General features: G+C 71.4%; 26 protein-coding genes and 2 pseudogenes. 12 read left to right on the forward strand and 16 right to left on the reverse strand.

All coding sequences use genetic code 11. The features are described 5' to 3' along the window. Positions 1-43: 43 nt before the first annotated feature. Together AB0D49_RS36155 and AB0D49_RS36160 are read right to left on the reverse strand one after the other, a co-directional pair. On the reverse strand, positions 44-766 hold the full coding sequence (locus tag AB0D49_RS36155) for a class I SAM-dependent methyltransferase (protein WP_362766498.1): 723 nt from the start codon (positions 764-766) through the stop codon (positions 44-46). Positions 767-771: 5 nt separating this feature from the next. Then, positions 772-1,344: a PadR family transcriptional regulator gene (locus AB0D49_RS36160; protein WP_362766501.1), complete on the reverse strand. Its 573-nt coding sequence runs from the start codon at positions 1,342-1,344 to the stop codon at positions 772-774. A gap of 70 nt (positions 1,345-1,414) precedes the next feature. Between AB0D49_RS36160 and AB0D49_RS36165 the strand changes: the two genes are divergently transcribed. From AB0D49_RS36165 to AB0D49_RS36180, 4 genes and pseudogenes are all read left to right on the forward strand, one after another. Further along, the gene (locus AB0D49_RS36165) at positions 1,415-1,813 is read left to right on the forward strand and encodes a nuclear transport factor 2 family protein (protein WP_362766504.1); all 399 of its coding nucleotides are present in this window, start codon (positions 1,415-1,417) and stop codon (positions 1,811-1,813) included. Positions 1,814-1,864: 51 nt separating this feature from the next. Beyond that, a complete protein-coding gene (locus AB0D49_RS36170) occupies positions 1,865-2,695 on the forward strand; it encodes a class I SAM-dependent methyltransferase (protein ID WP_362766507.1) in 831 nt (276 codons plus the stop codon). Positions 2,696-3,055: 360 nt separating this feature from the next. Next, on the forward strand, positions 3,056-4,210 hold the full coding sequence (gene rho, locus AB0D49_RS36175; RefSeq protein ID WP_362766510.1) for a transcription termination factor Rho: 1,155 nt from the start codon (positions 3,056-3,058) through the stop codon (positions 4,208-4,210). Between the two features lie 142 nt (positions 4,211-4,352). Next, positions 4,353-5,228: pseudogene (locus AB0D49_RS36180) on the forward strand (serine hydrolase); the annotation flags it as partial. A 35-nt stretch (positions 5,229-5,263) separates the two neighbouring features. Here AB0D49_RS36180 and AB0D49_RS36185 read toward each other — a convergent pair. The 5 genes from AB0D49_RS36185 to AB0D49_RS36205 form a co-directional block, all read right to left on the reverse strand. Beyond that, the gene (locus AB0D49_RS36185; protein WP_362766570.1) at positions 5,264-6,646 is read right to left on the reverse strand and encodes a glycosyltransferase 87 family protein; all 1,383 of its coding nucleotides are present in this window, start codon (positions 6,644-6,646) and stop codon (positions 5,264-5,266) included. 17 nt (positions 6,647-6,663) lie between these two features. Beyond that, positions 6,664-8,058 (reverse strand): polyprenol phosphomannose-dependent alpha 1,6 mannosyltransferase MptB, encoded by a 1,395-nt coding sequence (gene mptB, locus AB0D49_RS36190; RefSeq protein ID WP_362766573.1) that lies wholly within the window; start codon positions 8,056-8,058, stop codon positions 6,664-6,666. 241 nt (positions 8,059-8,299) lie between these two features. Beyond that, a complete protein-coding gene (locus AB0D49_RS36195) occupies positions 8,300-9,232 on the reverse strand; it encodes a glutaminase (protein WP_362766514.1) in 933 nt (310 codons plus the stop codon). Between the two features lie 34 nt (positions 9,233-9,266). Beyond that, a complete protein-coding gene (locus tag AB0D49_RS36200) occupies positions 9,267-10,310 on the reverse strand; it encodes an asparaginase (protein WP_362766517.1) in 1,044 nt (347 codons plus the stop codon). Positions 10,311-10,401: 91 nt separating this feature from the next. Next, positions 10,402-11,076 carry a FadR/GntR family transcriptional regulator gene (locus AB0D49_RS36205; protein WP_362766576.1) on the reverse strand — a complete coding sequence of 225 codons (675 nt, stop codon included), beginning with the start codon at positions 11,074-11,076 and terminating at the stop codon, positions 10,402-10,404. Between the two features lie 238 nt (positions 11,077-11,314). On the opposite strand from AB0D49_RS36205, the gene AB0D49_RS36210 reads away from it, so the two are divergent. Further along, positions 11,315-12,415, forward strand: a complete 1,101-nt coding sequence (locus tag AB0D49_RS36210) for an acyl-CoA desaturase (RefSeq protein WP_362766520.1) — start codon at positions 11,315-11,317, stop codon at positions 12,413-12,415. A 297-nt stretch (positions 12,416-12,712) separates the two neighbouring features. Here the strand turns inward: AB0D49_RS36210 and AB0D49_RS36215 are convergent, their stop codons facing one another. The 4 genes from AB0D49_RS36215 to AB0D49_RS36230 all read right to left on the reverse strand — a co-directional run bounded on the left by AB0D49_RS36215 (position 12,713) and on the right by AB0D49_RS36230 (position 15,580). After that, positions 12,713-13,204: a hypothetical protein gene (locus AB0D49_RS36215; protein WP_362766523.1), complete on the reverse strand. Its 492-nt coding sequence runs from the start codon at positions 13,202-13,204 to the stop codon at positions 12,713-12,715. Positions 13,205-13,283: 79 nt separating this feature from the next. Beyond that, complete coding sequence (locus AB0D49_RS36220; RefSeq protein ID WP_362766526.1) at positions 13,284-13,871, reverse strand: HD domain-containing protein; 588 nt, start codon at positions 13,869-13,871, stop codon at positions 13,284-13,286. A 21-nt stretch (positions 13,872-13,892) separates the two neighbouring features. Next, a complete protein-coding gene (locus AB0D49_RS36225; protein ID WP_362766529.1) occupies positions 13,893-14,408 on the reverse strand; it encodes a GNAT family N-acetyltransferase in 516 nt (171 codons plus the stop codon). Next, positions 14,399-15,580 (reverse strand): XRE family transcriptional regulator, encoded by a 1,182-nt coding sequence (locus AB0D49_RS36230; RefSeq protein WP_362766532.1) that lies wholly within the window; start codon positions 15,578-15,580, stop codon positions 14,399-14,401. Before AB0D49_RS36230 ends, AB0D49_RS36225 begins: the two co-directional genes overlap by 10 nt. 251 nt (positions 15,581-15,831) lie before the next feature. Here AB0D49_RS36230 and AB0D49_RS36235 point away from each other — a divergent pair, with 251 nt between their 5' ends. Both AB0D49_RS36235 and AB0D49_RS36240 read left to right on the forward strand, forming a co-directional pair. After that, on the forward strand, positions 15,832-16,080 hold the full coding sequence (locus AB0D49_RS36235; RefSeq protein ID WP_362766535.1) for a hypothetical protein: 249 nt from the start codon (positions 15,832-15,834) through the stop codon (positions 16,078-16,080). Next, positions 16,077-16,565 (forward strand): DUF6415 family natural product biosynthesis protein, encoded by a 489-nt coding sequence (locus AB0D49_RS36240; protein WP_362766538.1) that lies wholly within the window; start codon positions 16,077-16,079, stop codon positions 16,563-16,565. The genes AB0D49_RS36235 and AB0D49_RS36240 overlap by 4 nt, the downstream gene beginning before the upstream one ends. Here the strand turns inward: AB0D49_RS36240 and AB0D49_RS36245 are convergent. Both AB0D49_RS36245 and AB0D49_RS36250 read right to left on the reverse strand, forming a co-directional pair. Beyond that, positions 16,486-17,322, reverse strand: a complete 837-nt coding sequence (locus AB0D49_RS36245; protein ID WP_362766541.1) for an undecaprenyl-diphosphate phosphatase — start codon at positions 17,320-17,322, stop codon at positions 16,486-16,488. The genes AB0D49_RS36240 and AB0D49_RS36245 overlap by 80 nt on opposite strands. Before the next feature lie 273 nt (positions 17,323-17,595). Continuing rightward, the gene (locus tag AB0D49_RS36250) at positions 17,596-17,883 is read right to left on the reverse strand and encodes an ArsR family transcriptional regulator (protein ID WP_362766544.1); all 288 of its coding nucleotides are present in this window, start codon (positions 17,881-17,883) and stop codon (positions 17,596-17,598) included. A 279-nt stretch (positions 17,884-18,162) separates the two neighbouring features. Between AB0D49_RS36250 and AB0D49_RS36255 the strand changes: the two genes are divergently transcribed. The 4 genes from AB0D49_RS36255 (at position 18,163) to AB0D49_RS36270 (ending at position 19,979) form a co-directional block, all read left to right on the forward strand. Then, positions 18,163-18,558: a VOC family protein gene (locus AB0D49_RS36255; RefSeq protein WP_362766547.1), complete on the forward strand. Its 396-nt coding sequence runs from the start codon at positions 18,163-18,165 to the stop codon at positions 18,556-18,558. A gap of 72 nt (positions 18,559-18,630) precedes the next feature. Further along, positions 18,631-19,047: a MarR family transcriptional regulator gene (locus tag AB0D49_RS36260; RefSeq protein WP_362766550.1), complete on the forward strand. Its 417-nt coding sequence runs from the start codon at positions 18,631-18,633 to the stop codon at positions 19,045-19,047. Between the two features lie 87 nt (positions 19,048-19,134). Beyond that, positions 19,135-19,641: a MarR family transcriptional regulator gene (locus AB0D49_RS36265; protein WP_362766553.1), complete on the forward strand. Its 507-nt coding sequence runs from the start codon at positions 19,135-19,137 to the stop codon at positions 19,639-19,641. Positions 19,642-19,685: 44 nt separating this feature from the next. Further along, a complete protein-coding gene (locus AB0D49_RS36270; protein WP_362766556.1) occupies positions 19,686-19,979 on the forward strand; it encodes a hypothetical protein in 294 nt (97 codons plus the stop codon). Positions 19,980-19,986: 7 nt separating this feature from the next. Here the strand turns inward: AB0D49_RS36270 and AB0D49_RS36275 are convergent, their stop codons facing one another. Continuing rightward, positions 19,987-20,778, reverse strand: a complete 792-nt coding sequence (locus AB0D49_RS36275; RefSeq protein WP_362766579.1) for an MBL fold metallo-hydrolase — start codon at positions 20,776-20,778, stop codon at positions 19,987-19,989. 199 nt (positions 20,779-20,977) lie between these two features. Here AB0D49_RS36275 and AB0D49_RS36280 point away from each other — a divergent pair, with 199 nt between their 5' ends. After that, entirely contained in the window at positions 20,978-22,138 is a 1,161-nt protein-coding gene (locus AB0D49_RS36280; RefSeq protein WP_362766559.1) for an FAD-dependent monooxygenase, read from the forward strand. Here the strand turns inward: AB0D49_RS36280 and AB0D49_RS36285 are convergent. Together AB0D49_RS36285 and AB0D49_RS36290 are read right to left on the reverse strand one after the other, a co-directional pair. Then, positions 22,135-24,204, reverse strand: coding sequence for a discoidin domain-containing protein (locus AB0D49_RS36285; RefSeq protein WP_362766582.1), 2,070 nt, complete (start codon positions 24,202-24,204; stop codon positions 22,135-22,137). The genes AB0D49_RS36280 and AB0D49_RS36285 overlap by 4 nt on opposite strands. A gap of 294 nt (positions 24,205-24,498) precedes the next feature. After that, positions 24,499-24,903 (reverse strand): annotated as a pseudogene (locus tag AB0D49_RS36290) (phosphotransferase); the annotation flags it as partial. Between the last annotated feature and the right edge of the window lie 100 nt (positions 24,904-25,003).

Below are 25,003 nucleotides of genomic sequence, written 5' to 3' on the forward strand. Positions count from 1 at the left end.
CCTCACGAGTTGGAAAATCAAACCCTCATAGGGTCACGGCCCCTCAGCGGGCGCGGGCCGTCACCATCCGTACCCGGGGCGCGCCGTCCTCGCGGTGGCCGAAAACAGGCAGTGCCGTCAGCCCGACCCGGAATCCGGCGTCCGTCAGCCCCCGGTACATCACGCCGGGGCTGAAGGCCCGGTAGTACATGACGAACGGGGGCCGCCAGAGCGCGTTGCGCACCCGCATGACAGCATCGAAACCGGCCAGCATCCAGTACGCCCGGGAGGTGGCGCGCGGCGGGGCGAGCACCGGGAAGACGAAGTCGCCGCCGGGCCGCAGCACCGAGCGCACCTGGGCGAACAGTCCGGGCAGCTCACGCGGCAGGAAGTGGCCGAACGCGCCGAGGCTGACGACCAGGTCGAAGCGCGGCGCGAAGGGCAGCGCGCGGGCGTCGGCACGCACCCAGGACACCCGGGGCGCGGCGGGCCAGTCCCGCGCACGCGCCTCGTCCAGCATCCCGGCGCTGAAGTCCACGCCGGTCACCGACTCCCGGCACACCGCGGTGAGGACCTCGACGCCCGCGCCGGTGCCGCAGCACAGGTCGAGGCCATGGGCGTAGCCGCCGGGGCGGGTGAGCGCGGCGGCCATGGCGTCCAGCAGCGGAGCGGGGGTGCGGAACGGGGTGTGGTCGAACTTGGGGGCGAGCAGGTCGTAGCCGTGCTCCACGGACGACAGCGCCTGGACGGTGAGTTCGCGCAGGCTGGGTCCCTCGGGGTGGAACATCGCGGTCACCCCCGGCCCGCGCGGGCGGCGCGCCGGTCGAGGACCGTGAGCACCCGCTCGCACCAGTGCAGGTTCTCCCGCTCGAAGGCGATCCCGCGCAGCAGCGTCAGATACGGGCCGACCCGGTCGGACTCGCGCAGGTACGCGTCCTCGCCGCGCCCGTCCAGCATCCGGTCGCGCATCCGCTCGTAGCGCTCAAGCCGTCCGCGCGCCCAGGTGCGGCGCTCCTCGATCAGTTCCCGGGTGGCGGCGGGGTCGGCGCCGTCCAGGGCCTGGATCTTGATGAGGAGTTCGTCGCGCACGGCGGTGGGGCGCCGGGTGGGCGCGGCGGCGAACGTCCGCAGGTCCTCCCGGCCGGCCTCGGTGAGGGTGAACATCCGCTTGTCCGGCCGCCGTTCCTGGCGCACCACCCGGGCCCGGATCAGACCGTCCCCGGCGAGCCGCTCCAGTTCCCGGTAGAGCTGCTGGGGGGTGGCCGGCCAGAAGTTGGCCAAGGAGACGTCGAACCCCTTGGAGAGCTGGTAGCCGGACGCCTCGCCCTCCAGCAGGGCCGCCAGGACGGCGTATTTCAAGGACATGTGGACACGCTAACAGCAGCTGACTATTGTCATCCGCACCTAATCAACAAATTGACTATGGGGTGATCCGATGCACGCGTTCCGCGCCGCGATCGAGGCGGGCGACCTGGATGCCGCCGAGGCGCTGCTCGCCGAGGACGTCGTCTTCTCCAGCCCGGTCGTCTTCAAGCCGTCCGAGGGCCGGGCGGTCACCGCGGCCATCCTGCGGGCGGTCTTCCAGGTCTTCCAGGACTTCCGCTACCAGACCGAGTTGGCGAGCGCGGACGGCGACGACCACGCCCTGGTCTTCACCGCCCGGGTCGGCGACCGCGCCCTGACCGGCTGCGACTTCCTCCATCTCGACGCCGACGGGCGGATCGACCGGTTCATGGTGATGGTCAGGCCGCTGTCCGCCGCCGAGGCGCTGGCCGAGGCGATGGGCGCCCGGTACGAACAGATCGTGCGGGACGCCGAGGCACGGACGGCCTGATCCCGCCCCCCGTGTTCGGCACCGCCGCGCCGGGGACGGTTGGATGGCCGTATGACCAGCGACGAGGACCACCGCCTGATGCGGGCCAACCGCGCCAACTGGGACGCGCGTACACCCGTCCATGTGGCGAGCCGCTTCTACGGCGTGCAGACGGGCGGCGATCCGGAGCGCTGGTTCGCCCCGTTCGAATGGACCGACCTCGGCGATCTGGCCGGGCGTGATGTGCTGCACCTCCAGTGCCATCTGGGCACCGAGACCCTCGCCTTCGCCCGGCGCGGCGCGGCGCGCGTGACCGGCCTCGACTTCTCCCCGGCGGCCGTGACCGCCGCCCGGGACATCGCGGCGACGGCCGGCCTGGACATCACCTACGTCCAGGCCAATGTGTACGACGCCGTGGCGGCGCTCGACGGGCGGCGCTTCGACGTCGTCTACACCGGCAAGGGCGCCCTGTGCTACCTGCCCGACCTGCCGGGCTGGGCCGAGGTCGTCGCCCGGCTCCTGAAGCCGGGCGGGACGCTGTACGTGATGGAGTTCCATCCGCTGCTCAACGCGCTGGGCCCCACCCCCGGCCCCGGCGAGGGCCCCGAGCTGCTGCTGCGCCACGACTATCTCGCCGGGAGCGGCCCGGTGCGCCGGGACGCGACCTTCACCTACACCGACGGACCCGCCGTCCAGGGCGCCACCGAGAGCTTCGAGTGGATGCACGGAATAGGAGAGGTCGTGACCGCGTTGACGGACGTGGGACTGACCGTCCGGCGGCTGCGGGAGAGCGACGAGCTGCCCTGGCAGCGCTGGGAGCGGATGGAACGCACCGCGACCGGCTGGTGGCGGCTGCCGGAGCCCCGCGTCCCGCTGCTGTACGGCCTGCTGATGGACGGCTGAGCGATACCCCTCCGGTAGCCTCCTCGCGTATCCCCCTCCCGTATTCCGCCCCCGGGGTGGTACGGTGCCGAAAGCACGTGTGCTCGTCCTGCTATGGACGCCAGTGCGTTTCTTCCTCTCTTTTCTCGCTTTTCTCGCTTTCTCTTCTCCCGCCGCCGAGTCGGCCGCTTTCTTGATTCCTCCGGTCTCCTCCGGCTCTCCAGCACCACCTCAGGTGGGCTGTCTCCCGCCGCACCCAGGCGAGGCGCACCTCCGACAGCGCCCGTCCTCCTGCGCTCTCGCGGCTTCCCCCTTCCCTTCTCCCCTTCCCTTCTCCCCTTCGCATGTCTCATGCCCGTGTCCTCGAAAGGACCCCACCCCATGACCACCACACTCGAACAACCCCCCGTACGGCAGCAGACCGCCACCGCGCCCCGGATCGCCGTCGGCGTCCTCGACATCGACGGCGACGGGAAGGGGCGGCTGCGTGCCGAGACCCTGCTGCCCGGCTCCGCCGACCCCGCCGTCTCCCCCGCCCTGATCCGCCGTCATGGACTGCGCAAGGGCGATCTGGTGGAGGGCCCGCGCGGTGACCGCGGCGGCCTCACCGACGTCACGCTCGTCAACGGGCAGACCCCCGGCGACCAGCGCCGACGCCGTCACTTCCGTGATCTGACCCCGCTGCACCCGCGGCAGCGGCTGCGGCTCGAACACCCGGCGGCCCAGCTCACCGGCCGGGTCACCGATCTGATCGCGCCCGTCGGCAAGGGCCAGCGCGGGCTGATCGTGGCCCCGCCCAAGACCGGCAAGACCGTACTGCTCCAGCAGCTCGCGGCGGCCGTCGCGGGCAACCACCCCGAGTGCCGTCTGATGGTGGTGCTGCTCGACGAGCGCCCCGAGGAAGTCACCGACATGCGGCGCTCGGTGCGCGGCGAGGTGTACGCCTCGACGTTCGACCGGACACCCAAGCAGCACATCGCGCTCGCCGAACTCGTCGTCGAACGGGCCAAGCGGCTCGTCGAGGCGGGTGAGGACGTGGTGATCCTGCTCGACTCGCTGACCCGGCTGTGCCGGGCCCACAACAACGCGGCGGCGTCCGGCGGACGCACACTGAGCGGTGGCGTCGACGCGGGCGCGCTGCACGGCCCGAAGCAGGTGTTCGGCGCCGCCCGGCTGGCCGAGGAGGGCGGCTCGCTGACCATCCTGGCCACCGCGCTGGTCGAGACCGGCTCCCGCGCGGACGACTTCTTCTTCGAGGAGCTGAAGAGCACCGGCAACATGGAGCTGCGGCTCCAGCGGGAACTGGCGGCCCGCCGGGTCTTCCCGGCCGTCGACATCACCCGCTCCGGCACCCGGCGCGAGGAACTCCTCCTCTCCCCCGCCGAGCTGACCGCGACACACGGACTGCGCCGGGTCCTCCAGAACCGCGACGCCGAAGCCGCCCTGGAGACCCTCCTGGAGCGCCTGCGCGAGACCCCGGACAACGCGGCCTTCCTGCGGCGCGTCCAGCCGACCCTGCCGACCACCACCGGGTGACCGGGGGCCGGGCGGGGCGCCTCGGGGCCGTCTGACCCCCTGTCACCCCGACACGCCGCCGACGTGCGGCAACCGGGTGCTCGCGTGGCCCGTTCGGACCTTGCAGCGCGGTGCTCGCCGCCCAGGTTCCTACGTTGATCGTATGACGATCGGATTCTCCTCCCGGACGGCCTCCGTGTCCTGCGCGCTCTGCGTCGCGGGCGTCCTCACGCTCGCGCCCGCGCACGCCGCCCTGGGCGCGGACCCCCTCGCCCCCGGACAGAGCGCCCTGACCCCGCATCCGTCCCTGCTGTACCGCTCCGGCACGCAGGTCCGCCCTCATGCCGGGGCACCCCGGGTCCCGGACGTCTCCGCACTGTCGTGGCTGGTGGCCGACGCCCGCACCGGCGAGGTGCTCGCCGCCCACGAGGCGCACCGCAGACTGCCCCCGGCCAGCACCCTCAAGACCCTGTTCGCCCTCACCGTGCTGCCGGTGCTGCCCAGCGGCATCGAGCACGAGGTGGCCGACGACGAACTCCTCGACATGGGGCCGGGCAGCAGCCTGGTCGGCGTCCAGGAGGGCGTCACCTACCAGCTCTCGGACCTGTGGCGCGGGGTGTTCCTCAGCTCGGGCAACGACGCCGTACGGGTGCTGGCCCGGCTGAACGGGGGCTGGGGGCCGACCGCCCGGCGGATGCAGGAGAAGGCACGCTCGCTCGGCGCCCGGGACACCCATGTGGAGTCGCCCGACGGCTACGACACGGAGGGCCAGGTGTCCTCCGCGTACGACCTGGCGGTGTTCGGGCGGGAGGGGCTGCGCAACGCGGACTTCGCCGGGTACTGCCGGACCGTCGACGCGAAGTTCCCCGGGGGCGGCGGCTGGACGTTCCCGATCCGCAACACCAACCGGCTGCTGACCGGTGACGACGGGGTGGAGCCGTACCGGGGGCTGCTCGGCATCAAGAACGGCTACACCAGCAACGCCGGGTACACCCTGGTCACCGCCGCCGAGCAGGACGGCCGCACCCTGGTCGTCACGGTGATGAACCCGCAGGACGGCAACTCCTCGGCGGTCTACGAGGAGGCCCGGTCGCTGCTGGACTGGGGCTTCGACGCGGCCGGGCGGGTGAATCCGGTCGGTTCGCTGGACGCGCTGCGCTCCCGCCCGCAGTCCGGTCCCGATCCGGCACCGGTGGCCGTGGCCGCCGTACCGGAGACCGGGCCGGGCTGGCCGGAGGCGGTGGCCATCGCCTTCGCGGCCTGTCTGGGCGCGGGCGCGGTGACGGTGGTGCTGCGCAGGCTGGGCGTACGGCGGGACGGACCGGCCGCCTGACCGGCCGGCTGACCGGCCGCTTGGCCGACCGGCAGCCACAGCAGCAGCCCGAGGGTGACCCAGGTGTAGCTGTTGCTGCCGAGGAAGCCGTCGACGCCCGAGGCGTCGTCGAACCAGAGCCAGACCACGCTGGTGCACAGCAGCGCGTACAGCGCGGCAGCGGTCTTCCCCTGCCCGGCGCGGATCAGGACGGCGAAGGCGGGCAGCAGCCAGACCAGATGGTGGACCCAGGTGATCGGGCTGATCAGACACGCCGTCAGCCCGGTCAGCGCGAACGCGGCCCGCCAGTCCCCCGTGACGACCGCCCGGTGCGCGCGCCACCCCCAGACGCCGAGCACCAGGACGACAGCGAGGGCCCAGGCGGGGCGGCCGGTCTCGCCCAGCCGGGCCAGCAGGCCCTGGAGGGACTGGTTGGACACATAGTCGAGACGGCCCACGCGGGTGGTGTCCCACAGGGCGTCGGTCCAGTAGAAGCGGGACGCGCCGGGCACCACCAGGGCCGCGAGACCGGTCGCCGCACCGGCCACCAGGGTGGCGACGGCGGCGGCCCGCCAGCGCCGGGCGATCAGCAGCAGCCCGATGAACACCGCCGGGGTGAGCTTGATCGCGGCGGCGAGACCGATACCGACACCCGCCCAGCGGCCACGGCCGTTGGCGAGCAGCCACAGGTCGGCCAGTACCAGCGCCAGCAGCACCACATTGACCTGGCCGAAGCTGACGGTGTCGCGCAGCGGCTCGTACAGGGCGAGGGCGCAGACGGCGAGCGCACAGCCGTACCAGCCGTGGCGGCGCCAGGCGCGGCCGGTCAGGACCCGCACCACCAGCAGCAGCGCGGCCAGGTTCAGCAGCAGGGTGAGCGCGATGGCGACGGACAGCGGGAAGAGAGCCATCGGGGCCATCAGCAGGGCCGCGAAGGGCGGGTAGGTGAAGCCGTAGCCCGTGCCCGGGACCCGGTAGGCGTAGATGTTCCCGCCGTCGTGCAGCCAGCTGTGCACGGTGCCGTGGTAGACCCGCAGGTCGAACCATTCGCGCAGCAGCGGGACGGTCGCGGTGAACACGGTCACCGCGGTGACCAGCGCGAGGACGAGGACCAGTCGCCCCCGGTCGGTACGCGGCCCGCGCAGCCCCTTTCCCTGGCCACTCATGCCGTCCGCCCCACGACCGTCGTCCGCGCGGACTGGTGGGCCTGCCACAGCACCACCACCGCGAGCACCCCGCCCGACACCGCGAGCACCAGTTGCCCGATATCGGCCGGGGCCCCGCTGGGCAGCACGGACAGCGCCAGTACGGCGGTGACGGCGGCCACCCGGTGCCGCACGGACGTACTGGGCGCGGCGGCGGCGATCAGGAACAGGCCCCACAGCGCGTACCAGGGCCGGATGGCCGGTCCGAACGCGGCGACGGCGGCGAGGCTCAGCCCGAGCGCGTACACCGGGCGCGGACGCAGCCGGACCCAGATCAGCAGCAGCGCCACGGCGGTCAGAGCGAGGCCGAGGGCGTGCCAGGCGGGGACGGCGAGGGGCGCGAGATCGCTGCCCATCCGCTCCAGGAGGGAGGCGCTGGCCCGGCCGAGGAGGCTGGTCAGAGCCCAGTTGCTGGCGGACACGGGGGTGTTGAGGGCCCCGATCCAGCCATAGCCGGTACCGGCGACGGCGGTCGCGGCGACCGTGGTGGCCCCGGCGGCGGCGACGGTGGTGGCGAGCGCGCGCGCCGGTCCCCGTCCCGCCCGGATCTGGAGCAGGACGATCGCGGCGAGCGCGAGCGCGGCCGGTGCCTTCACCAGGGCGGCCAGCGTCACCAGCACCGCCCCGAGCACCGGCCATCGCCCCAGCGCGGCGACCAGACCGAGGCCCATCAGCCCCAGCATCAGGGCGTCGTTGTGCGCCCCGGCCACCAGGTGCAGCAGGACCAGCGGGTTCAGGGCGCCGAGCCAGAGCGCGGCGGACGGGTCGGCGCCGCTGTGCCGGGCGAGCCGGGGCAGCGCGGCGGCCATCAGGGCGACCCCGAGCAGCGCTATCAGCCGCATACCCATCAGCCCGGCGGGCAGTTCGCCCCGGGTCAGTCCAGACAGCCCGGAGGCGACGGCGAGGAAGACCGGGCCGTAAGGGGCACCGGTGTGCTGCCACACGGGCGCCACCTCGTCGGCGAGCGGACCGCCGAGCACGCTCGGGCCGTACGCGTAGACGTCCATCCGGGCGTCGACCATGGCGCCCTGGGCCAGATAGCTGTACACGTCCCGGCTGAACAGCGGCGGCGCCAGCAGCAGGGGCGCCGCCCACACGGCGAGCACCAGCAGCAGCGCGCGGGGCGCCGGTGGGCGCGGCCCACGCACCAGACGGCCCAGCAGCGCCCAGGCCGCTATCAGCAGGACAACACCGAAGTACACCCCGACGAGACCGAGCGCGGCGTTCAGGGAGGACGGCGCGAGCAGCTCACGCACGGGCAGGGCTCCGGCCGTCTCACCGCCCGCCGCGAGGAAGGCGGTACCGGCCAGACCGAGCGCCTGGCACCGGCGGAGATCGACGGGGAAAGCCATGGCCAACACGCGCGCAGGATGTCAACGGTACGTTTCCCACGGGCGACCAGGGTGCTTACGGGTGGGGGGTGAGGGGTGACGGGTTTGTGATCGCGGGAGGGGTGGGGGGTGGTGCTGGTTGTCTGCCGGGTGCGGGTGGGGTGTGGCTGGTCGCGCAGTTCCTCCCCCAGAGGGGGTACCCCCAGCGCCCCTTTAGGGCGTTGCCATTGACGTTCTTAGAAGATTGACGTTCTTAAATGTCTTAAAAAATGGACAGGCCCGTCAGGGTGGTGAAGCGGTCCAGGGCTGTTACTCCTGCTACCGAGTTGCCTCGTTCGTCGAGGCCGGGGCTCCAGACGCAGAGGGAGCAGCGGCCGGGGACCACCGCGATGATGCCGCCGCCCACTCCGCTCTTGCCGGGCAGGCCCACCCGGTAGGCGAAGTCGCCCGCAGCGTCGTAGGTGCCGCAGGTCAGCATGACCGCGTTGACCTGCTTGGCCTGGCTGCGGGTGAGCAGCCGGGAGCCGTCGGCGCGGATGCCGTGCCGGGCCAGGAACGCGGTCGCGGCGGCCAGATCGGCGCAGGACGCGCGGACCGAGCACTGCCGGAAGTACTGCTCCAGCAGCAGCGGCACGGGGTTGTCGATGTTGCCGTAGGACCGCATGAAATGGGCGAGGGCGGCGTTGCGGTCCCCGTGGTCCGCCTCGGACGCGGCGACCTCGGGGTCGAAGTCCAGCTCCGCGTTGCCGCTCTCGGCGCGCAGAAACCGCAGCAGCGCCCCGGAGGCGTCCCCGGTACGGGTCTGGAGGCGGTCGGTGACGACCAGCGCGCCCGCGTTGATGAACGGGTTGCGCGGGATGCCGTCCTCGTACTCCAGCTGGACCAGGGAGTTGAAGGGGTTGCCGGACGGTTCGCGGCCCACGTGCTCCCAGAGGGCGTCGCCCTCCCGGGCCAGGTCGAGGGCGAGGGTGAACACCTTGGTGACGGACTGGGTGGAGAACGGCTCGCGCCAGTCCCCCACCCCGTAGACCGTGCCGTCGAGTTCGGCGACCGCCATGCCGAAGCGGCGGGGGTCGCAGGCGGCGAGCGCCGGGATGTAGTCGGCGGGCCGGCCCCGGCCGGGGGTGTGGGCGATCTCCTCCGCGATGCGCTCCAGGACCGGCTGATAGGTGGGCGACGACGGTGCTGCTGCCATGATCACCAGTGTGCCCCGGCGGGGCGGCGGGCGCTCAGGTGTCGGTGGTTCCGGGGGCCGGGAAGGTCGGGAAGTCCAGGGCGGGCACCGGGCGGAGGTGGCCCACCGGGCGTCCGCCGCCGAGCAGCGGGGCGCCCGCGAAGGCGGTGAGCAGGGCCGGGTCGACCCCGGCGCGGACCAGGGCGGCGGCGGTGACCGGGCCCCGGGCGCGGCTCGCCCCGTCGGAGATCTTCACGGCGACGGTCCGGCCGTCGGGGAGCGCCGCGACCTGGACGCCCTCGTAGCCGTCCTTGGCGAGCAGTCCGGGCACGGCCCGCATCAGCGCGGCCACGTCCCGTCCGGCGCCGGAGGCCATCTCGGGGTGCGCGCGCAGGGCGTCGGCCATCCGGGACTCAGGGGTGCCGGGGGCGGCGGTGACGATCCGGGCGGTGGCGCGGGCCAGGCCGTGCAGGGAGACGGCGAACAGCGGGGCGCCGCAGCCGTCCACGCTGACCTGGGCGACGCGCTGGCCGGTGAGGTCCTCGACGGTGGCGGCGACGGCCTGTTGGAGGGGGTGCGCGGGGTCGAGGTAGTCGTCGAGGGTCCAGCCGTTGACCTGGGCGGTGTGGAGCATGGCGGCGTGTTTGCCGGAGCAGTTCTGGGCGAGCCGGGAGGGCGGCCTGCCCTCGCGTATCCAGGTGTCCCGGACGGCGGGGTCGAGCGGCAGGTCGGGGACGTTGCGCAGGGCGTCCTCGGTGAGTCCGGCCAGTTCCAGGACGCGGCGGGCACCGGTCAGGTGGCGTTCCTCGCCGGAGTGGCTGGCGGCGGCGAGCGAGAGCAGCGGGCCTTCGAGGGGCAGTCCGGCGCGGATCATGGCGACGGCCTGGACGGGCTTGACGGCCGAGCGGGGGTAGCAGGCGGCCTCGATGTCACCAAGCTGGAACGCGACGGCTCCATCGGTGCCGAGGACGACGACGGAGCCGTAGTGGATGCCCTCCACGACGCCGTCGCGGATCAGGTGGGCGACGGGGGCGTGCCGGGGTTCGCGGATGGCGGGGGCGTCGACGGGGGGTGGGGTCGGGGGTGTCTGCGGATGCATGGCTGCCTGGGTCTCGGGGGTGGGGTGTGGGGTGTGTGAGTGATGAGGTAGGGGGCATCGGGTGCGCAGAAAGGATTCTGCGAGGGGTGGTTCAGTGCGGGGTGCCGGGGGCGCTGTCGGCAGTCGTCCCGCCGTCCACGATCTCGGTCAGGCTGCTGCGCACCCGGTCCAGATGGTGCGCCATCGCCTCGCTCGCATCCGGCGCGGAGCCCCTGATCAGGGCCTCCACGATCGTACGGTGCTCACGGTCGGACTGCTCGCGGCGGCCGGCCAGCTCGTTGAGGAACGCCGACTGGCGGGCCAGGGCGTCGCGGATCTCCTCGATGACCCGGCGGAAGACCGGGTTCTGGGCGGCCTCGGCGACGGCGAGGTGGAACAGGGTGTCCATGGCGACCCAGGCGAGGGTGTCGGTCTCGCGTTCCATCCGGTCCAGGAGGCGGGCCAGGTGGTCGAGGTTCTCGGGGGTGCGGCGGACGGCCGCGTACCCGGCGACCGGGATCTCGATGTGCCGCCTGACCTCCAGCAGATCGCTGGCCGCGTAGTCGCCGAAGGTGGGGTCCTCCACGCGGTGGGCGACGACGAAGGTGCCCTTGCCGGTCCTGGCCACGGTCAGCCCGAGAGTCTGGAGGGCGCGCAGCGCCTCGCGCAGCACCGGCCGGGAGACCTCCAGGGTGCGGCACAGCTCCGCCTCGGAGGGGAGCTTGTCCCCGATGGCGTACTCGCCGCGTTCGATGGCGCCGCGGAGGTGGCCGAGCACGAACTCCAGGGCGCTGACGCGCCGGGGGCTGCCGCCGGGTCCACCTGTCTGGCTGTCTGACAGGTTCACGCCTTGCATCGTGCGGTTGAGGCGGCGAGTGTGTCAAGGAGATCCGCTCCCCGGTGTACACCGGGTACACCGGGTATCCCTCCCGTCGGACAGGGGGGTTACCACCACCCCACTCGGGGGGCAGGCGCCATTCTGCCGGGGGAACGGCGTTCAGATACTGGAGCACATGGCCAATCCCATGGTGCTCAGCGGAAATCCACCCGCGCGTGAACGGCGCAATGAACAGCAGAATGAACGGCGAACTGACAGTTCTTCCCAGCCGCCCGGGAGAGAATCCCGGCAGACCGGCAGCGATTTCGCCGAGCTGTCCCGCCGGATAACCGAGGCGGGTCTGCTGCGCCGCCGCCCGCTGTATTACACGGTCCGTTTCGGACTGGTCGGGCTGGCGCTCGCCGGCGGGGTGGCCGCGTTCGTGGCGCTGGGGGCGAGCTGGGCGCAGCTGATCGTGGCGGTGGCCATGGCCGGGGTGTTCGGGCAGCTCGGACTGGCCGCGCACGACCTGGCCCACCGGCAGGTGTTCAGCCGCCGTCAGCCCAGCGAGATCGGCGGGCTGCTGGTGGCGAATCTGCTGCTGGGCATGAGCTACGGGTGGTGGATGAACAAGCACACCCGGCATCACGCGCATCCCAATCATGAGGGCAAGGACCCGGACGTCTCCCCCGACATTCTGGTCTGGTCACAGGGTCAGGCGCGCCGGGCACGGGGAATTCCGGCGTTCATCGGAAAACATCAGGCGTTCCTCTTCTTTCCACTGCTGACATTGGAAGGACTCAATCTCAGTTTCAACAGTTTCAAGGCGCTGCGCAGCCCGACGATGAAACGCCCGGTGCTGGAAGGAACACTGCTGGTCGCGCATTTCCTCATCTATTTCGGCGGCCTGTTCCTGGTGCTGTCGCCGCTCCAGGCGCTCGCGTTCATCGCGGTGCACCAGGGGCTGTTCGGGATCTACCTCGGGTCGGTCTTCGCACCCAACCACAAGGGCATGCCGATGATCGAGGAGGGCACCCGGCTGGACTTCCTGCGCCGTCAGGTGCTGACCTCGCGCAATGTCCGGGGCGGTGCGGTGGTCGACGCGTTCATGGGCGGGCTCAACTACCAGATCGAGCACCATCTCTTCCCCAGCATGCCGACCCCGGCCCTCGGCCAGGCGCAGCTCATCACCGAGAAGTACTGCGCCGAACTGGGCATCCCGTACCACCAGACGGGGCTGCTGGCCTCGCACCGGGAGGCGCTGCGGCACATGAGAAGCGTGGGGGAGCCGCTGCGCGCGGGGCGTTGAGGGGGCGTGGCGGGAGGGACGCCCACCCTCCGGTGGGGCTGCCCCTACGGGGGGGGGTGAGGGGTGGCCCTGGAATCTGGAATCTGGGACGGCATGACCGCGCGGGGGCGGCTGCACGGGGAGGACGCTTCCGCACGTCTGATTACTCGACACTCACCGTACAAGCTCTGGCTATACCCGGGAGGGCACGAGCAGGCTGTTCGGTGCGCCTCAGCAGCAGTGATCGAGTCCCCTTCTACCTCTGGGCGGAAGGGGACTCCCCCGGTCCGTACTCAGGGCCAACACTTCGGGACCCCTCTACGATGCACGGTCCCGCGCGGCGCCCTCGGGCCAGACCACGTCCACCAACAGCCCGGCCGCCTGCGCTTCCAGGGCGGTATCGGCGGTGCCGCCGCCCTTGCCGGTCGGAGGCGTGCCGTCCCAGACGGCGACCAGGCGCTCGGCCCGCTGGAGCAGCGTCCGGTTGGCGTCCTCGTAGGCGCTCCGGTTCGCAGTCGCGTGGGGGAGCACGATGACTTCGCCCGCTGCGGCGGTGAGTCGGTCGAAGGTCTCGGCATGGTCGGGCTTGACCTTGGTCTGCCGGTAGTCCTGTGAGGGGATCACGGCGACCAGGCGGCCTCCCAGTTCCAGCACGACCTCCGCGAAGAGTGAGTCGGCGCCCTTGGCGATGCAGGAGATGCCGGTCAGGTCGTCGGCGTGCGCCTTGAGAGCTTGGCGCAGCGCCTCCCGTACCAGGTGGATGCTGCCTTCGGTGAGGTCCATGTGCCCGGTCACGCCGATCGTGGTCACGAGACTCCTCAGCTGGAGAGCGCTTCGCGGATTCGGCTCCGCACCTCACCGACCGTACGGGACGCCGACCGCCCCACCCTCACTTGAAGCCGCGCTCGCCCATCGCCGCGCGCAGCCAGTCGAGCGGGGCCTGAGCCAGCAGCTGGTCCGCCAGTCGCTGGCCGGACTTCGTGACGATCCGCGCCCGGCTGTTCTCGACCCAGCGTTGAGCCGCCTCGTACCCCTGCGCCTTGTACTCCAGGCCCTGGAGCATGCATTCCAGCTTGTCCGCGTCGCGGGCGCAGATGGCTTCGGGTGTCTCGCGCGCCTCGTACTCGGCGACGACCGCGCGGACCGCACTGCGCAGGATCTCCGGCATACCGGCTGTCTGATCGGCGGTCACCGCCTCAGGGTTTCCCGGAGCCGCGTACTTCTTGCCCAGGTGATTCACATCGCCCGTACGGGTCTCCTGCGAGTCGTGCCACACCGCGAGATGCGCGGCACGAGCGGCGTCCGCGCCTTCCAGGGTCGCGATGATCGAGGCGATCACGGACGTCCGCCACGCGTGCTCGGCGACGCTCTCCGGGTCCCGGACACCCGCCATCCACCAGCCTGTACGGCGAGCGGTCTTCAGTGTGCCCGCCTCCCACAGGAAGTGGGCCACGTCCGCCAGATCCTGGTCACCCACTGGTGTCCCCTTTCACGTGTGTCACGGCCCGAGAATCTTCAGCATGACGGCGAACAGGGGCGCATCCTCGTACGGCTTGGACTCGTCAACCCTCTCGTACCCCCAAGACTCGTACAGCGCCACGACTTTGGGGTGCGAGGCGTCGACAAACAGCGTCACCGCCTCTTCCGCTCTACCAGCCAGGAGAGCCTCATGAAGTTCCGCAGAGACACCGGTTTTTCGCCAGCGCGGCAGAATCATAAGCTCTGAAAGCGCGAAAGCGCGATCCTCGGCCCCCAGGGACTCAGGCCGGTCAGACCCCCTCCACCAACCGCCTGGGCTGAAGGGGGCTCCGTACAAGTACCCGATCGGCTCCCCCTTGTCGAATCCGATGAGGCATACCCATCCGTCTCTGCTGCTCCACCCGTCAACGAATTCAGCGAACCTGTCCCGGGAGTCAAAGGAATCCGTCGACCCTTCATAGGCCGCATCGTGGATGTCCAGGAGCATCGTCCGGATACTCGCGGCATCCTGCTGGCCGTAGCTCTTCACTTCCATTGCCGTGACCTTTCAAGCCATGAGATGACCTCAGGGGCCCTGGTCCCCGCTACGGCCACCAGTGTCCGTGCCTTGCTGAGGATGTCGAGGGTGCGCTTCGAACCCGAATCAGCGGTGAGCAGGTCATAGGCCCCTTGACTTGTAGCGCACGCCAACTCCATTTCTCCCTGGCTCGCTTGAGCGAGAGCGAGATGAGCCGTGTAGAGAGCCCGATTGCGTACGAGTTCAGGGCGAATCCCTGAAAGCGCTTGATGGAAGTGGCATTCAGCTCTCTCGAAGTTGCCGACAGAAAACCAGATGCTGGCCGAGAGTCCGGCCAGCTCGCTCTGATCGTAGAAGTTGATCCAGACTGGCCGCCCGTCATCTCCAGCCCTGTGAAATGACTTCTCGGCCGCAGCGAGGGACCGAAGGGCCTCTGTCCGTCGATCGCTCCGGGCCAGCGCTTTCGCGTGACGCATGTGGGCAAGAGAGGCGCACAACGGATCACGGCGCGCCACCCATAGCCCTTTCATCGTCTCCGCGGCTGCCATCTCTTCGACATGGTCCCGCCGTTGTCCGGCTGCCATCGCCAGGTGATTCCAGACGTGGTATTGAGTCTCGGAATCCCCGGAGAGCCCAGCTAGCGTGACCGCTCTGTCCAGATGCCTGCGGGCACGCGCTCGAACCTTGGCGTCGATGGCGGCGAAAGCGGCCGTGCTGATGACATCGGAAGCGAGGGAGTAGAGCGACTGACGCACCCGAGTGGACGCGGTTCCCGAGGAAAGGGTGGATTGGATGCGCATGGAAAGCTCGACGGCATCGTTCTCCACCCGCCTCGCGCCTCCGACCCTCCAGTCGTCCTGGAGGATGCGCACATACTCGCCGTGGAGGCGGCGTACGTCGCTCATGCCGAGCCGAGCGGGTAAGCGCGCGTCGGCCGGCCAAGAGTCGACAGCGTCAGCGCCCGATGCGCCCCGCGCCCGGCTGACCTGGCTGAATCCCAGTTCGGTGGCCGGGCGCCCGAACACCCGCTCAAGGCAGAGCCGTTGTCTCGCGTGTGGCCAGGCGGTACCACCTTCGAGGTAGCGCCTCACATCCCGGTCCGTCAGGCACCCCTGGCGCCCCGTCAGCACGGCGCACTCGTCGTTGAGCCTGCGCGCCAATTCGGCTTGGGAGAGGCCCAGATCAGCCATGGCCGCTGCGAGCGCTCCATTTTTCGGCACCTTCGCAAGGTACCGCTGGCGCCGAGCGGGATGGCAGCCCAAAAGTAAAATTCACCGGGGCCACGGCTTTCCGGACCGAGGCTCTATTACCTGTTCCGGGCACTGGTCCAGGCGCTGAAATTCGGTAGCACCCGCCACTCAGGCGGAGTGCCTTCTCGGGCCTTCCTGGGTTCACCCCCTCACGGACCCCAGCCGAAGCCCGCGACCGTGGAGGCGCAGCCATGTCAACCCCGACCCCGACGATCCCGCGCGAGGTCCTGGACCTGCTCCCGTTGCCGCCCCTGAACACACTGACGGACGCGCAGGAACGTGGCTCTGTCTGTGTCTGGGACCCCACCGAGGACCCACTCACCGCCGAGACCGCGATCGACCTCGGTGAGCGCTGGGCCGACGGCAGTCATTGGTTCCCGCGTGCCTGCCGCACGCACACCGAGACCGCACTCCGCGCCGGTGCGGAGGCCACAGCGTGACCACCGCCTCGCTGGACATCCAGACCATGCGCGCAGCCGTGCGGCACCTCCTCGGCAAGGACTCACCCCTGCCGGACGAGGGCGAGTTGGAGACGCTGGTACTTCAGTTGCGCGGGCATCTCATGCTCACCATCCCCGAGATCGAGCACCTCACCGCCCGTCTCCCCGCCGACGACGTACCCCGCGCCTGCGCATCAGCCGGCGTACGCGAAGCCCGCCGCCGACTCAGCCTCGACCCACCCGGCGCCTACCCCGTCCGGCTCGCCCACGCGCAGCGCCTCGCCCGAGCCGTCCACGCCCTGTGCGACCACTACGAGAACCTCACCAGCGACCGTCGTACCGCCGCCCTGGAAACCCAGCAGCTCACCGACGACATGCCCGCCCTCCGCACCCTGAGCCGCCCCCTCACCCCTCCAACACCCCCGCCCCCAGCAACCCGAACAGCAGCAGGCCCACCGCGATCCGGTAGATCACGAACGCGTTGAAGGAATGCCGGGACACGAACCTCAGCAGCCACGCGATCGACCCGTACGCCACGACGAACGACACCGCCGTCCCGGCGATCAGCGGAGCGGCCCCCGCGCCGGTGCCGAGGGCGTCCTTCAGTTCGTAGATGCCGGCGCCGGTCAGGGCGGGGATGCCGAGGAAGAAGGAGAGGCGGGTGGCGGCGACCCGGTCCAGGTCGAGCAGTAGGGCCGTCGACATCGTGGCGCCGGAGCGGGAGAAGCCGGGGAAGAGCAGGGCCAGGATCTGGGAGCCGCCGACCAGCATCGCGTCCGAGAACGAGGTGTCGTCCTCGCCGCGCTTGTGGCGGCCCAGCTTGTCCGCCGCGAACATCACCCCACTGCCCGCGATCAGCGACCCGGCGACCACCCACAGCGAGGCCAGCGGCCCCTGGATCAGCGGCTTCGCCGCCAGCCCGACCAGCACGATCGGGATCGTCGCGAAGATCACCCACCAGGCGAACTTGTAGTCGTGGCGGTAGCGCTGCTCGGGGTCGGCGATCCCGCGCGCCCACGCCCGGAGGATACGGGCGATGTCCTTGGCGAAGTAGACGAGGACGGCCGCGATGGCGCCGACCTGGATGACGGCGGAGAAGCCGACCACGGCGTGGTCGTCCACGGGGATGCCCATCAGCCCCTCCACGATCTTCAGATGGCCGGTCGAGGAGACGGGCAGGAACTCGGTCACCCCCTCGACGGCTCCAAGGATGACGGCCTGACCGATGCTGATGGCGCTCATGTGATCCAGTTCTTGTGCGGTACGGCTTCATGGGCGCGGGGCGCGCGTGCGGTGGATCACTCCTACTACACGCGGGCGAGAATCCCCGCTTACCCACGCCCCGGCGTGTACGCCCGCCAGCGCCGCCTGACGCCCGCGAGGCGCCGCTGTGCAGGGCGGAGGGCCGTCCGGGGCGGGCCGGTCCTCCCCTGTCGGTCGGTGAGAGAGCGCTCCCGGTTCACAACGACCTCTTACTCGCCCCTCGGCCCTTCGCCCGCCGACCGCTGGGGGTCGTTACCAGCCCTTCTCGAAGAACCTGGCCACCTCGGCGATCCGGAATTCGTCCCGCCGGTAACAGGTCCGGCGGCGTACCCGCTTGGCGCGGAGCATTCCCAGGTCGGCGAGGAGCTTGAGATGGGCGTCCGCTTCCGCGCGGCGCACCCCTAGCTTGGCGGCGACGGCACGCGCCGGGACTCCGTCCTCGGACAGATCGATACGGCGCTGCGGCGGGAAGTGGGCCGGCGGGTCCTTGAGCCACTCCAGAATGACCAGGCGCAGATCACCGCCAGGAGTCCTGAGCATCACGTCCTCCAGGGTCCGGGCCGTTCATACGGCGTTTTCCCACTCTGGCGGTCGGCAGACCGTCGCGTCCGGTACTCGCCGACCCTTGACCGGTACGAATCGGCACGTTGGCTCAGGGGGCGGCCAGGTGGAGCCGGTCGGCGGCGGCACCGGTACGGGGTGAGGGGCCAGGAGGAAGCGGTCAGGATTCGAGAAGCCGGGCCAGGGTCGTCGTCCTAGCGTGGAAGCACCGGCGCCCGCACGGCGCGTCGGCGGACCACCGGCCCCGAGGAGCCCCCGATGACCAGCGCGACCCCGCAGAACGACCCCTCCGCCCCCACCACTCCCACCAGTGGGCCGGAGACGATCATCTATCCCGTCAAGGATCTCGACCGGGCGAAGGCCCTGTTCCGTACGGTGCTCGGCACCGAGCCCTACATCGACCAGCCCTACTACGTGGCGTTCAAGGGCGGTACGCAGGACGTGGGTCTTGACCCCAGCGGTCATGACCGGGGGCTGACCGGGCCGGTCCCCTACTGGAAGGTCACCGACATCGAGGAGCGGTTCGCGGCGCTGCTCGCGGCGGGCGCCGAGGAGGTGCAGGGCGTGCGGGACGTGGGCAACGGGCGGTTGATCGCCGCCGCGCGGGACGCCGACGGGAACGTGCTCGGTCTGCTCCAGGACCCGCCGCGGTGAGGGCCGTCGGACGGGACGAACAGCGCTAGTTGCACACTCAACGATCGAGGGTTTCGGTGTTACCGTGCCCATATGGGAACGCACACGATCGAGGCGGGGCCGACGGGGCTGGAAGCGCGCTGGCGGGACATCCTGGCGGTGCACGCGCGCACGATGTGCGAGATCGACCGGGTGCTGCATCCCCATGGGCTCGGCGCGAGCGATTTCGAGGTGCTGGACATCCTGGCGACCGAGACACCCGAGCCGGGCGCCCAGTGCCGGGTGCAGAATCTCGCGGGCCGGGTCCATCTGAGCCAGAGCGCGCTGTCCCGGCTGATCGGGCGGCTGGAGAAGGACGGCCTGGTGGCCCGCTCCATGTGCGTGGAGGACCGGCGCGGGGTCTGGGTCTCGCTGACCGACAAGGGCCGTGACCTGCACGCCCAGGTACGGCCGCTGCAACGGGCGGCGCTGGAGCGGACCCTGGGCGAGGGGATCACGGGGTCGCCGTGACCGGTCTCGGACACCTGGCTCCGAGAACGTCTCGATTGAGATGACAGAAATAAGTGTCATCACAGTCGCCAGTGCTATCGTGGGCGCGTGCCACTGGACTCGCATCTTCTCTTCGCCGACCACGTCGGCCGCTTCTACGCCCGTCGGTACGGGTTCCCGCCGATGGCCGGGCGGCTGCTCGGTTATCTCCTCGTCTGTGATCCGCCGCAGCAGACCATCGACGAGCTGAGCGAGGCGCTGCTCGCCAGCCGCAGTGCCGTCACCGGTGCCGTGAAGCTGCTGGAGAGCCAGGGTGTGGCGCGGCGGACCCGGGCCGCCGGGGAGCGCGTGGACCGGGTCGGCCTCGACCCGGAGACGCGCCAGCCGCAGAACTTCGACTCCACGCTCCACCGGGAGCACGCGGCACTGTTCCGGGAGGGTCTGGCGCTGCTGGCCGACGCGTCGGCGGAGCGCCGGGCGCCGCTGGAGGAGCTGATCGCGCTGGCCGATTTCCTGGCCGACCGGCTGCCGCGGCTGCGGGACGAATGGCACACGCACCGGGACGGGCTCCGCGCGGCGGGGCGGCTGCCGGTGCCGCCGGGCTCGTCCGGATGACCCGGCCCATGTCCCACCGAACCGAAAGGCGGACCCACTCCACCATGACCCACCCCACCATGACCGACCATGACATCCCCGAGCCGCTGAGTGTGCCCCTCACCGGCGCCGAATCCGCCGACACCATCGCCGTGTTGATCGAGCAGGCCGCCGAGCACGCCGACCTCGGCGCGCTGCGCGAACTCGCGGCGGCGGGCCACCCGGACGCGATCGACCAGCTCGTGGAGACCGCGACGGAGCTGGAGGACCTGGACGAGCTGCGCCGCCTCGCGGGTCAGGGCAACACGGACGCCGCCGAGATCCTCGCGGAGCTGGAGCCGACCGGCTCCTGCGGCTGACCGGGCGTCACAGCACGAACTCCGTGCCGTCCGGGAGGATCTCGATGCCCGCCTCGGCCAGCCGGGCGCGGGCCGTCGAGGCGGGGTCGAGCAGCGGATCGGGGTCCTCGAGGCGGGTGAGGATACGGCGGGGGCCGCGCCAGGCGGCGGGGTCGGGGGGCCCGGTGGGGCAGTGCGCGGCGTCCAGTACGGCGCCGTCGGCGTCGGCCACCAGATCGTCCAGTAGGGGGGTCCAGGAGCGCAGTTGGGGGGCGTAGACCAGTACTCCCCCGGTGGCGAGGTCCTCGATCCGGTACGCCATGGCCCAGTGGCCGTCGCCCGCCGGGGCCGGGAGGTAGGCGGGCGGCGCGGCGGGTACCGGGTGGGCGGTGACCACCAGTCCCCCGGAGAGCACGAATCCCTCCTTGTGCGTGCCGTCCCGCCAGTTCCAGGGCGCGTACCGGGCGAGAGCCGCGCGGGCGGGGGCGAGGCCGGCCAGGACGGGCGGGGCGGCGTACACGGTCAGGCCCTGGGCCGCGCGCAGGACGCCCAGTCCGGCGAGATGGTCGGGTTCGCCGTCGGTGAGCAGGACGCCTCTCAGGGGACCTGGTCCCCGGCCGGGCCACAGCGCGCCGGCCCCGGCGAGCTGCGCGCGCAGATCGGGCGAGGTGTTCAGGAGCCACCAGTCCCTGGAATTGCCGGTGACGGCCGCGCACTCGGGAGTGCGGGCGGGGAGCTTTCCGTCGCGGGCGGCGGCGCACAGCGCGCAGGCGCAGTTCCACCGCGGGAAGCCACCGGTGGCGGCGGTGCCCAGCAGCACGACCCTCAAGACGACCTGACCCTCTCCGCTCTGTTCTCTTGTCTCTCCGGTGGGGTCTTCCCACGGCGGGCCGCCCGGCCACCCGGCAGGAGGGCAGATTTCCGGTCGACCTCGGGCCGCCCCCGGCGTATCGCCCGGCGCCCAGGGTGCGCGCGTGAAACCATCCGCACGGCGTTCAGGAGTGGAGCGGAGGGCGAAAGTGACGCGAATACTGGTCGTCGGCGGCGGAGTGGCGGGTACGGCGTCCGCGCTGGCGCTGCACAGGGCGGGGTTCGAGGCCGAGGTGTACGAGGCGCGTCCGGACGGCGCCGGGGACATGGGCGCGTTCCTGACCCTCGCCAGCAACGGGATGCGGGCGCTGGCCGCGATCGACGCGACGGACGCGGTCACCGCGATCGGCTTTCCGCTGACCGCGATCCGGCTGCTGGACGCGTCGGGCACGGAGTTGGCGCACGCCCCGATGGGCGAGGCGGCGGTGCCCGCGCTGAACTTCCGCTGTCTGCGCCGCACCGACCTGGGCGCGGCACTCCTTGCGGAGGCGGTCCGAAGGGGCGTTCCGGTACGGCACGGGGCCCGGCTGGTGCGGGTCGAGGAGGGCCCGGACGGGGTCACGGCGCACTTCGCGGACGGTTCGACGGCGACGGGTGACCTGCTGCTGGGCGCGGACGGGCTGCACTCGGCGGTGCGCGCGGCGGTCGCGCCGGACGCCCGGCCGGGCTACGCGGGTCAGCGGGTCTTCTACGGCTCCACCACCGGGGCGGCGCCGCTCGGCGCGAGCGACTGCATCACGATGGTCCGGGGCGGGGCGACGGCGTTCGGCTGCGCCACCTCACCGCGGGGCGAGACGTTCTGGTTCGCCCGGGTGTCCGACGGGCCGCTGTCCGCGGCGGAGATCGCCAAGGGCACGGCCGACGACTGGCGGGATCTCCTCGTACCGCTGCTGCGGGCGGATGCCGCGCCCGGCGCGGCGGACATCGTGGCGGCGACGGGTGAGCGTCTCATGGTGACCAACGCGATGGAGCTGCCGCTCGGTCTGCCGTGGTGTGCGGGGCGGGTGCTGCTCCTCGGGGACGCCGCGCACGCCGCGTCCCCGGCGACCGGACAGGGTGCCTCGATGGCGCTGGAGGACGCGGTGGTGCTGGCGAAGGCGCTGCGCGACCTGCCGGACACCGGTCAGGCGCTGCGCCGGTACGAGGCGCTGCGCCGGGAGCGCGTGGAGCACAACATCACCACCAGTGGCGCCATCTCCCGGGGCACGTTCGCCCCGTCGGACGCCGCGGGCCGCCCGGCCGGCAAGACCCGCCCCGGGGAGGACGGGCTCGCCGACCTGCTGGACTGGGAGTCCCGCAGCGTGCCTTAGGGGGTGCCGCTGTGCACCGTCATCTCGCGCAGCGAGTAGCCCCATTCGGTGCCGCGGTCCTGGAACTGGAGTCGGACGTACCGGGCGGGCACCGCGTCGAAGCGGGCGGTGTCCAGCCCGCCGTCACCGGCCGTGGTGGACCAGGCGGTGGTCCAGTGCTGGCCGTCGGTGGACAGTTCGACGCGGTAGGCGCTGCCGTAGGCGCGTTCCCAGTCGAGGGTGACACGGCCGACGCGGTGGGTGGCGCCGAGGTCGAGGCGCAGCCACTGGTCGTCGCTCCAGTCGCTGGCCCAGCGGGTCCCCGGGTCGCCGTCGACGGCCCGGCCGGGGGCGTAGCTGGTGAACAGGCTCCACTCGGCGGAGCTGGCGGTGGCCGCGGCGCCCCGGGCGAGGTTGGCGCCGGACCGGTGGGACTCGGTACCGCCCCAGGTGTCGAGATAGCTCTCGGCGCCCCGGAACAGATCGTCCACCACGGCCTGGCCGCCGGTCCGCCGGATGTCCTCGATCCAGTCGGGGACCAGCCCGTAGTGGGCGGCGCCGTCGGTGTTGAGGTCCCAGGTGCGCTGTCCGGTGGTCTGCCGGTCGATGACCGAGCCGCCGTCGACGCTGGTGAAGGGGTACTGGACGGGGTTGGGGGCGGCGGCGCCGCGCGGGGCGGGCCAGCCGCCGACGCCGTTCATGTCGGTGCCGTAGCCGTAGCCGACGCCGTACTGCTCGCGCAGGGCGTCGGTGCGTTCCGCCTCGGCGGTGAAGCCCTCGGAGCCGTGCATGTACTGGGCGATGAATCCGCCGAGCCGGTAGACCCGTTCGGTCCAGTTCAGGTCCATCCAGCTGTGCGAGGACAGGACGCCCGGGTAGGACGCGGACTCGAAGATGTCGAGGGCCCGGCCGGTGGCCTTGACGCTCATATGGTCGATCTCCAGCATCATCTTGCGGTCCATCATCCCGCGTACCGCGTACTCGCCGAGTTCGGTGAGCCCGCGGACGTTGCATTGGGCGTTCTGGTCGTACGACGGGACGGAGACGCCTGCCGGGAGTTCGTCCTCGGCGCCGGGCGCGGCGGTCAGCCCGATGGGGTTGTCGTGCTGGGCGCCCGTGCACTTCTCGGTGCGCCAGAAGGTGCCGGTGGACAGGAACTGGCCGACGTTGATGGCGGTGCCGAGGGCGCCCTCGTCGAAACGGACGCCGCAGAGCGCGTTGTCGAACTTGTGGCACAGGAACATGCTGCGCACCCCGAGCCCGTACAGCTCGTCAAGGCCCTTGTCGATGTCCTGTCTGCTGCACTGCGGGACGTCCAGGATCATCTTGCAGCCGAACGGCTCGGACGTCTCGACGCCCAGGATGACGGCGAGTTTGCCCTGTTCGATCACCTGGCGGGCCTGGGCGCTGTCGGTGACGATCCGGAACCAGCCCTTTCCGGGGCCGCCGTACATGTCGTCGATGTAGTCCTGGAGGTCGTACGTCAGTTTCGCCTGGAGGCGGATCGACGTCATCTCGTCGCAGGAGCGGTCCTTGAAGAAGTAGACCGAGCAGATCATGCCGTTGGTGACCAGGTCGTTGACCATGATCCGCTGGCCGCCGCGCCAGGCGCGTTCGACCCAGGCGTAGTAGTTCTGCTGGTGGGTGAGGGAGTCGTGGGCGGGCCAGTCCTTGAAGGTGGGCCAGCCGTTCGGGTCGTGCTTGCCGTCGCCGCCCTTGGTGATGAAGTCGAAGATCGCCAGGGAGCCGTCGGGGTAGTGCTCGGGGCAGTCCTTGAGGGCGTCGGCGACCCCGGCGGTGGAGAAGGTCTTGCCGCAGATCAGCCGGCCGCCGAACGCCTCGTTGGACATCAGGTGGTTGTGCGCGTCCACGAAGCCGCGGACCTCGCCGGACGCGGTGGTGCCGGTGAAGGGCTCGCCGGTGACATTGATCGCGGAGTCCGGGGCGGGCCGGTCGACCGGGTTCCACCAGTCGTCACCGGCCGCCGAACTGGGCGTCGGGCCCAGCGCGAACGCCAGCACGAAGACGAGCAGCGACACCAGCGTCAGCTTCTTGCGGCGGCGGGCGGGGTGGGGGCGTCGGGCCACGGGCACGGGTCACATCCCTCGGTCAGCGGGACGGCACGGTCGACGCGCCCGGCGGCGCGGGCGCGTGGCCCTCCCCCGATGCGGGGTTGTCATGACCGGCGCAAGGTGTGGCACGAGGATCGCTACTGGCGCGTCACGAGTCAAGACTCGGTACGGGGGAACCTACTCGGCGGTATGGAAGGGCGGGTGCGGATGCCGGTCCGGGTCCACCCGTGCGGACTCCAGGTCGCCGAGGAGGGCGTCCACGGTCTTCGGGTGCCGGTCCGGGTCCACCCGTGCCGACTCCAGATCGCCGAGGAGGGCGTCCACCGTCTCGTGCGGCGTCTGGCCCGTCGTGTCCAGCCAGCGGCCCAGGCGCGGGGTCCGCTCGCGCAGGGCGCGGTCCAGGACGTCGACCGTCCAGGGTCCGTAGCCGGTCTTGGGCCGGTCGGCCTCCCGGACCCGGACGGTCGCCGCGTCGGGGGCGAGCACGACGACGTACAGCGGGCGGGTCCGTACCCGGGAGACATACCGGGCGAGATCCTCGCCGAGGACGATGTCCTGCACGATCGCCGTCCAACCGGCGGCGGCGTACTCGTCGGCCACCAGCGCGGAGAGCCGGTGGCGCAGCTCCAGTTGGGCGCGGGCCTCGGCCGTCTCCACGGGGAGCAGTTCCTCCCGGCCGGACACGATCATCCGGCGGAACACGTCACCGCGGACACGGGCGGCTAGGGGGTGTCTGATGGATCTCCGTGGGAGAAGGAGCGGCGTTCGGTGCGTGCTCTCGGTGTGCCGGGCGGAAGCCCTCGTAGCGGAGCTA

It is taken from the genome of Streptomyces sp. NPDC048290 (assembly GCF_040652095.1).
Lineage (GTDB): Bacteria > Actinomycetota > Actinomycetes > Streptomycetales > Streptomycetaceae > Streptomyces.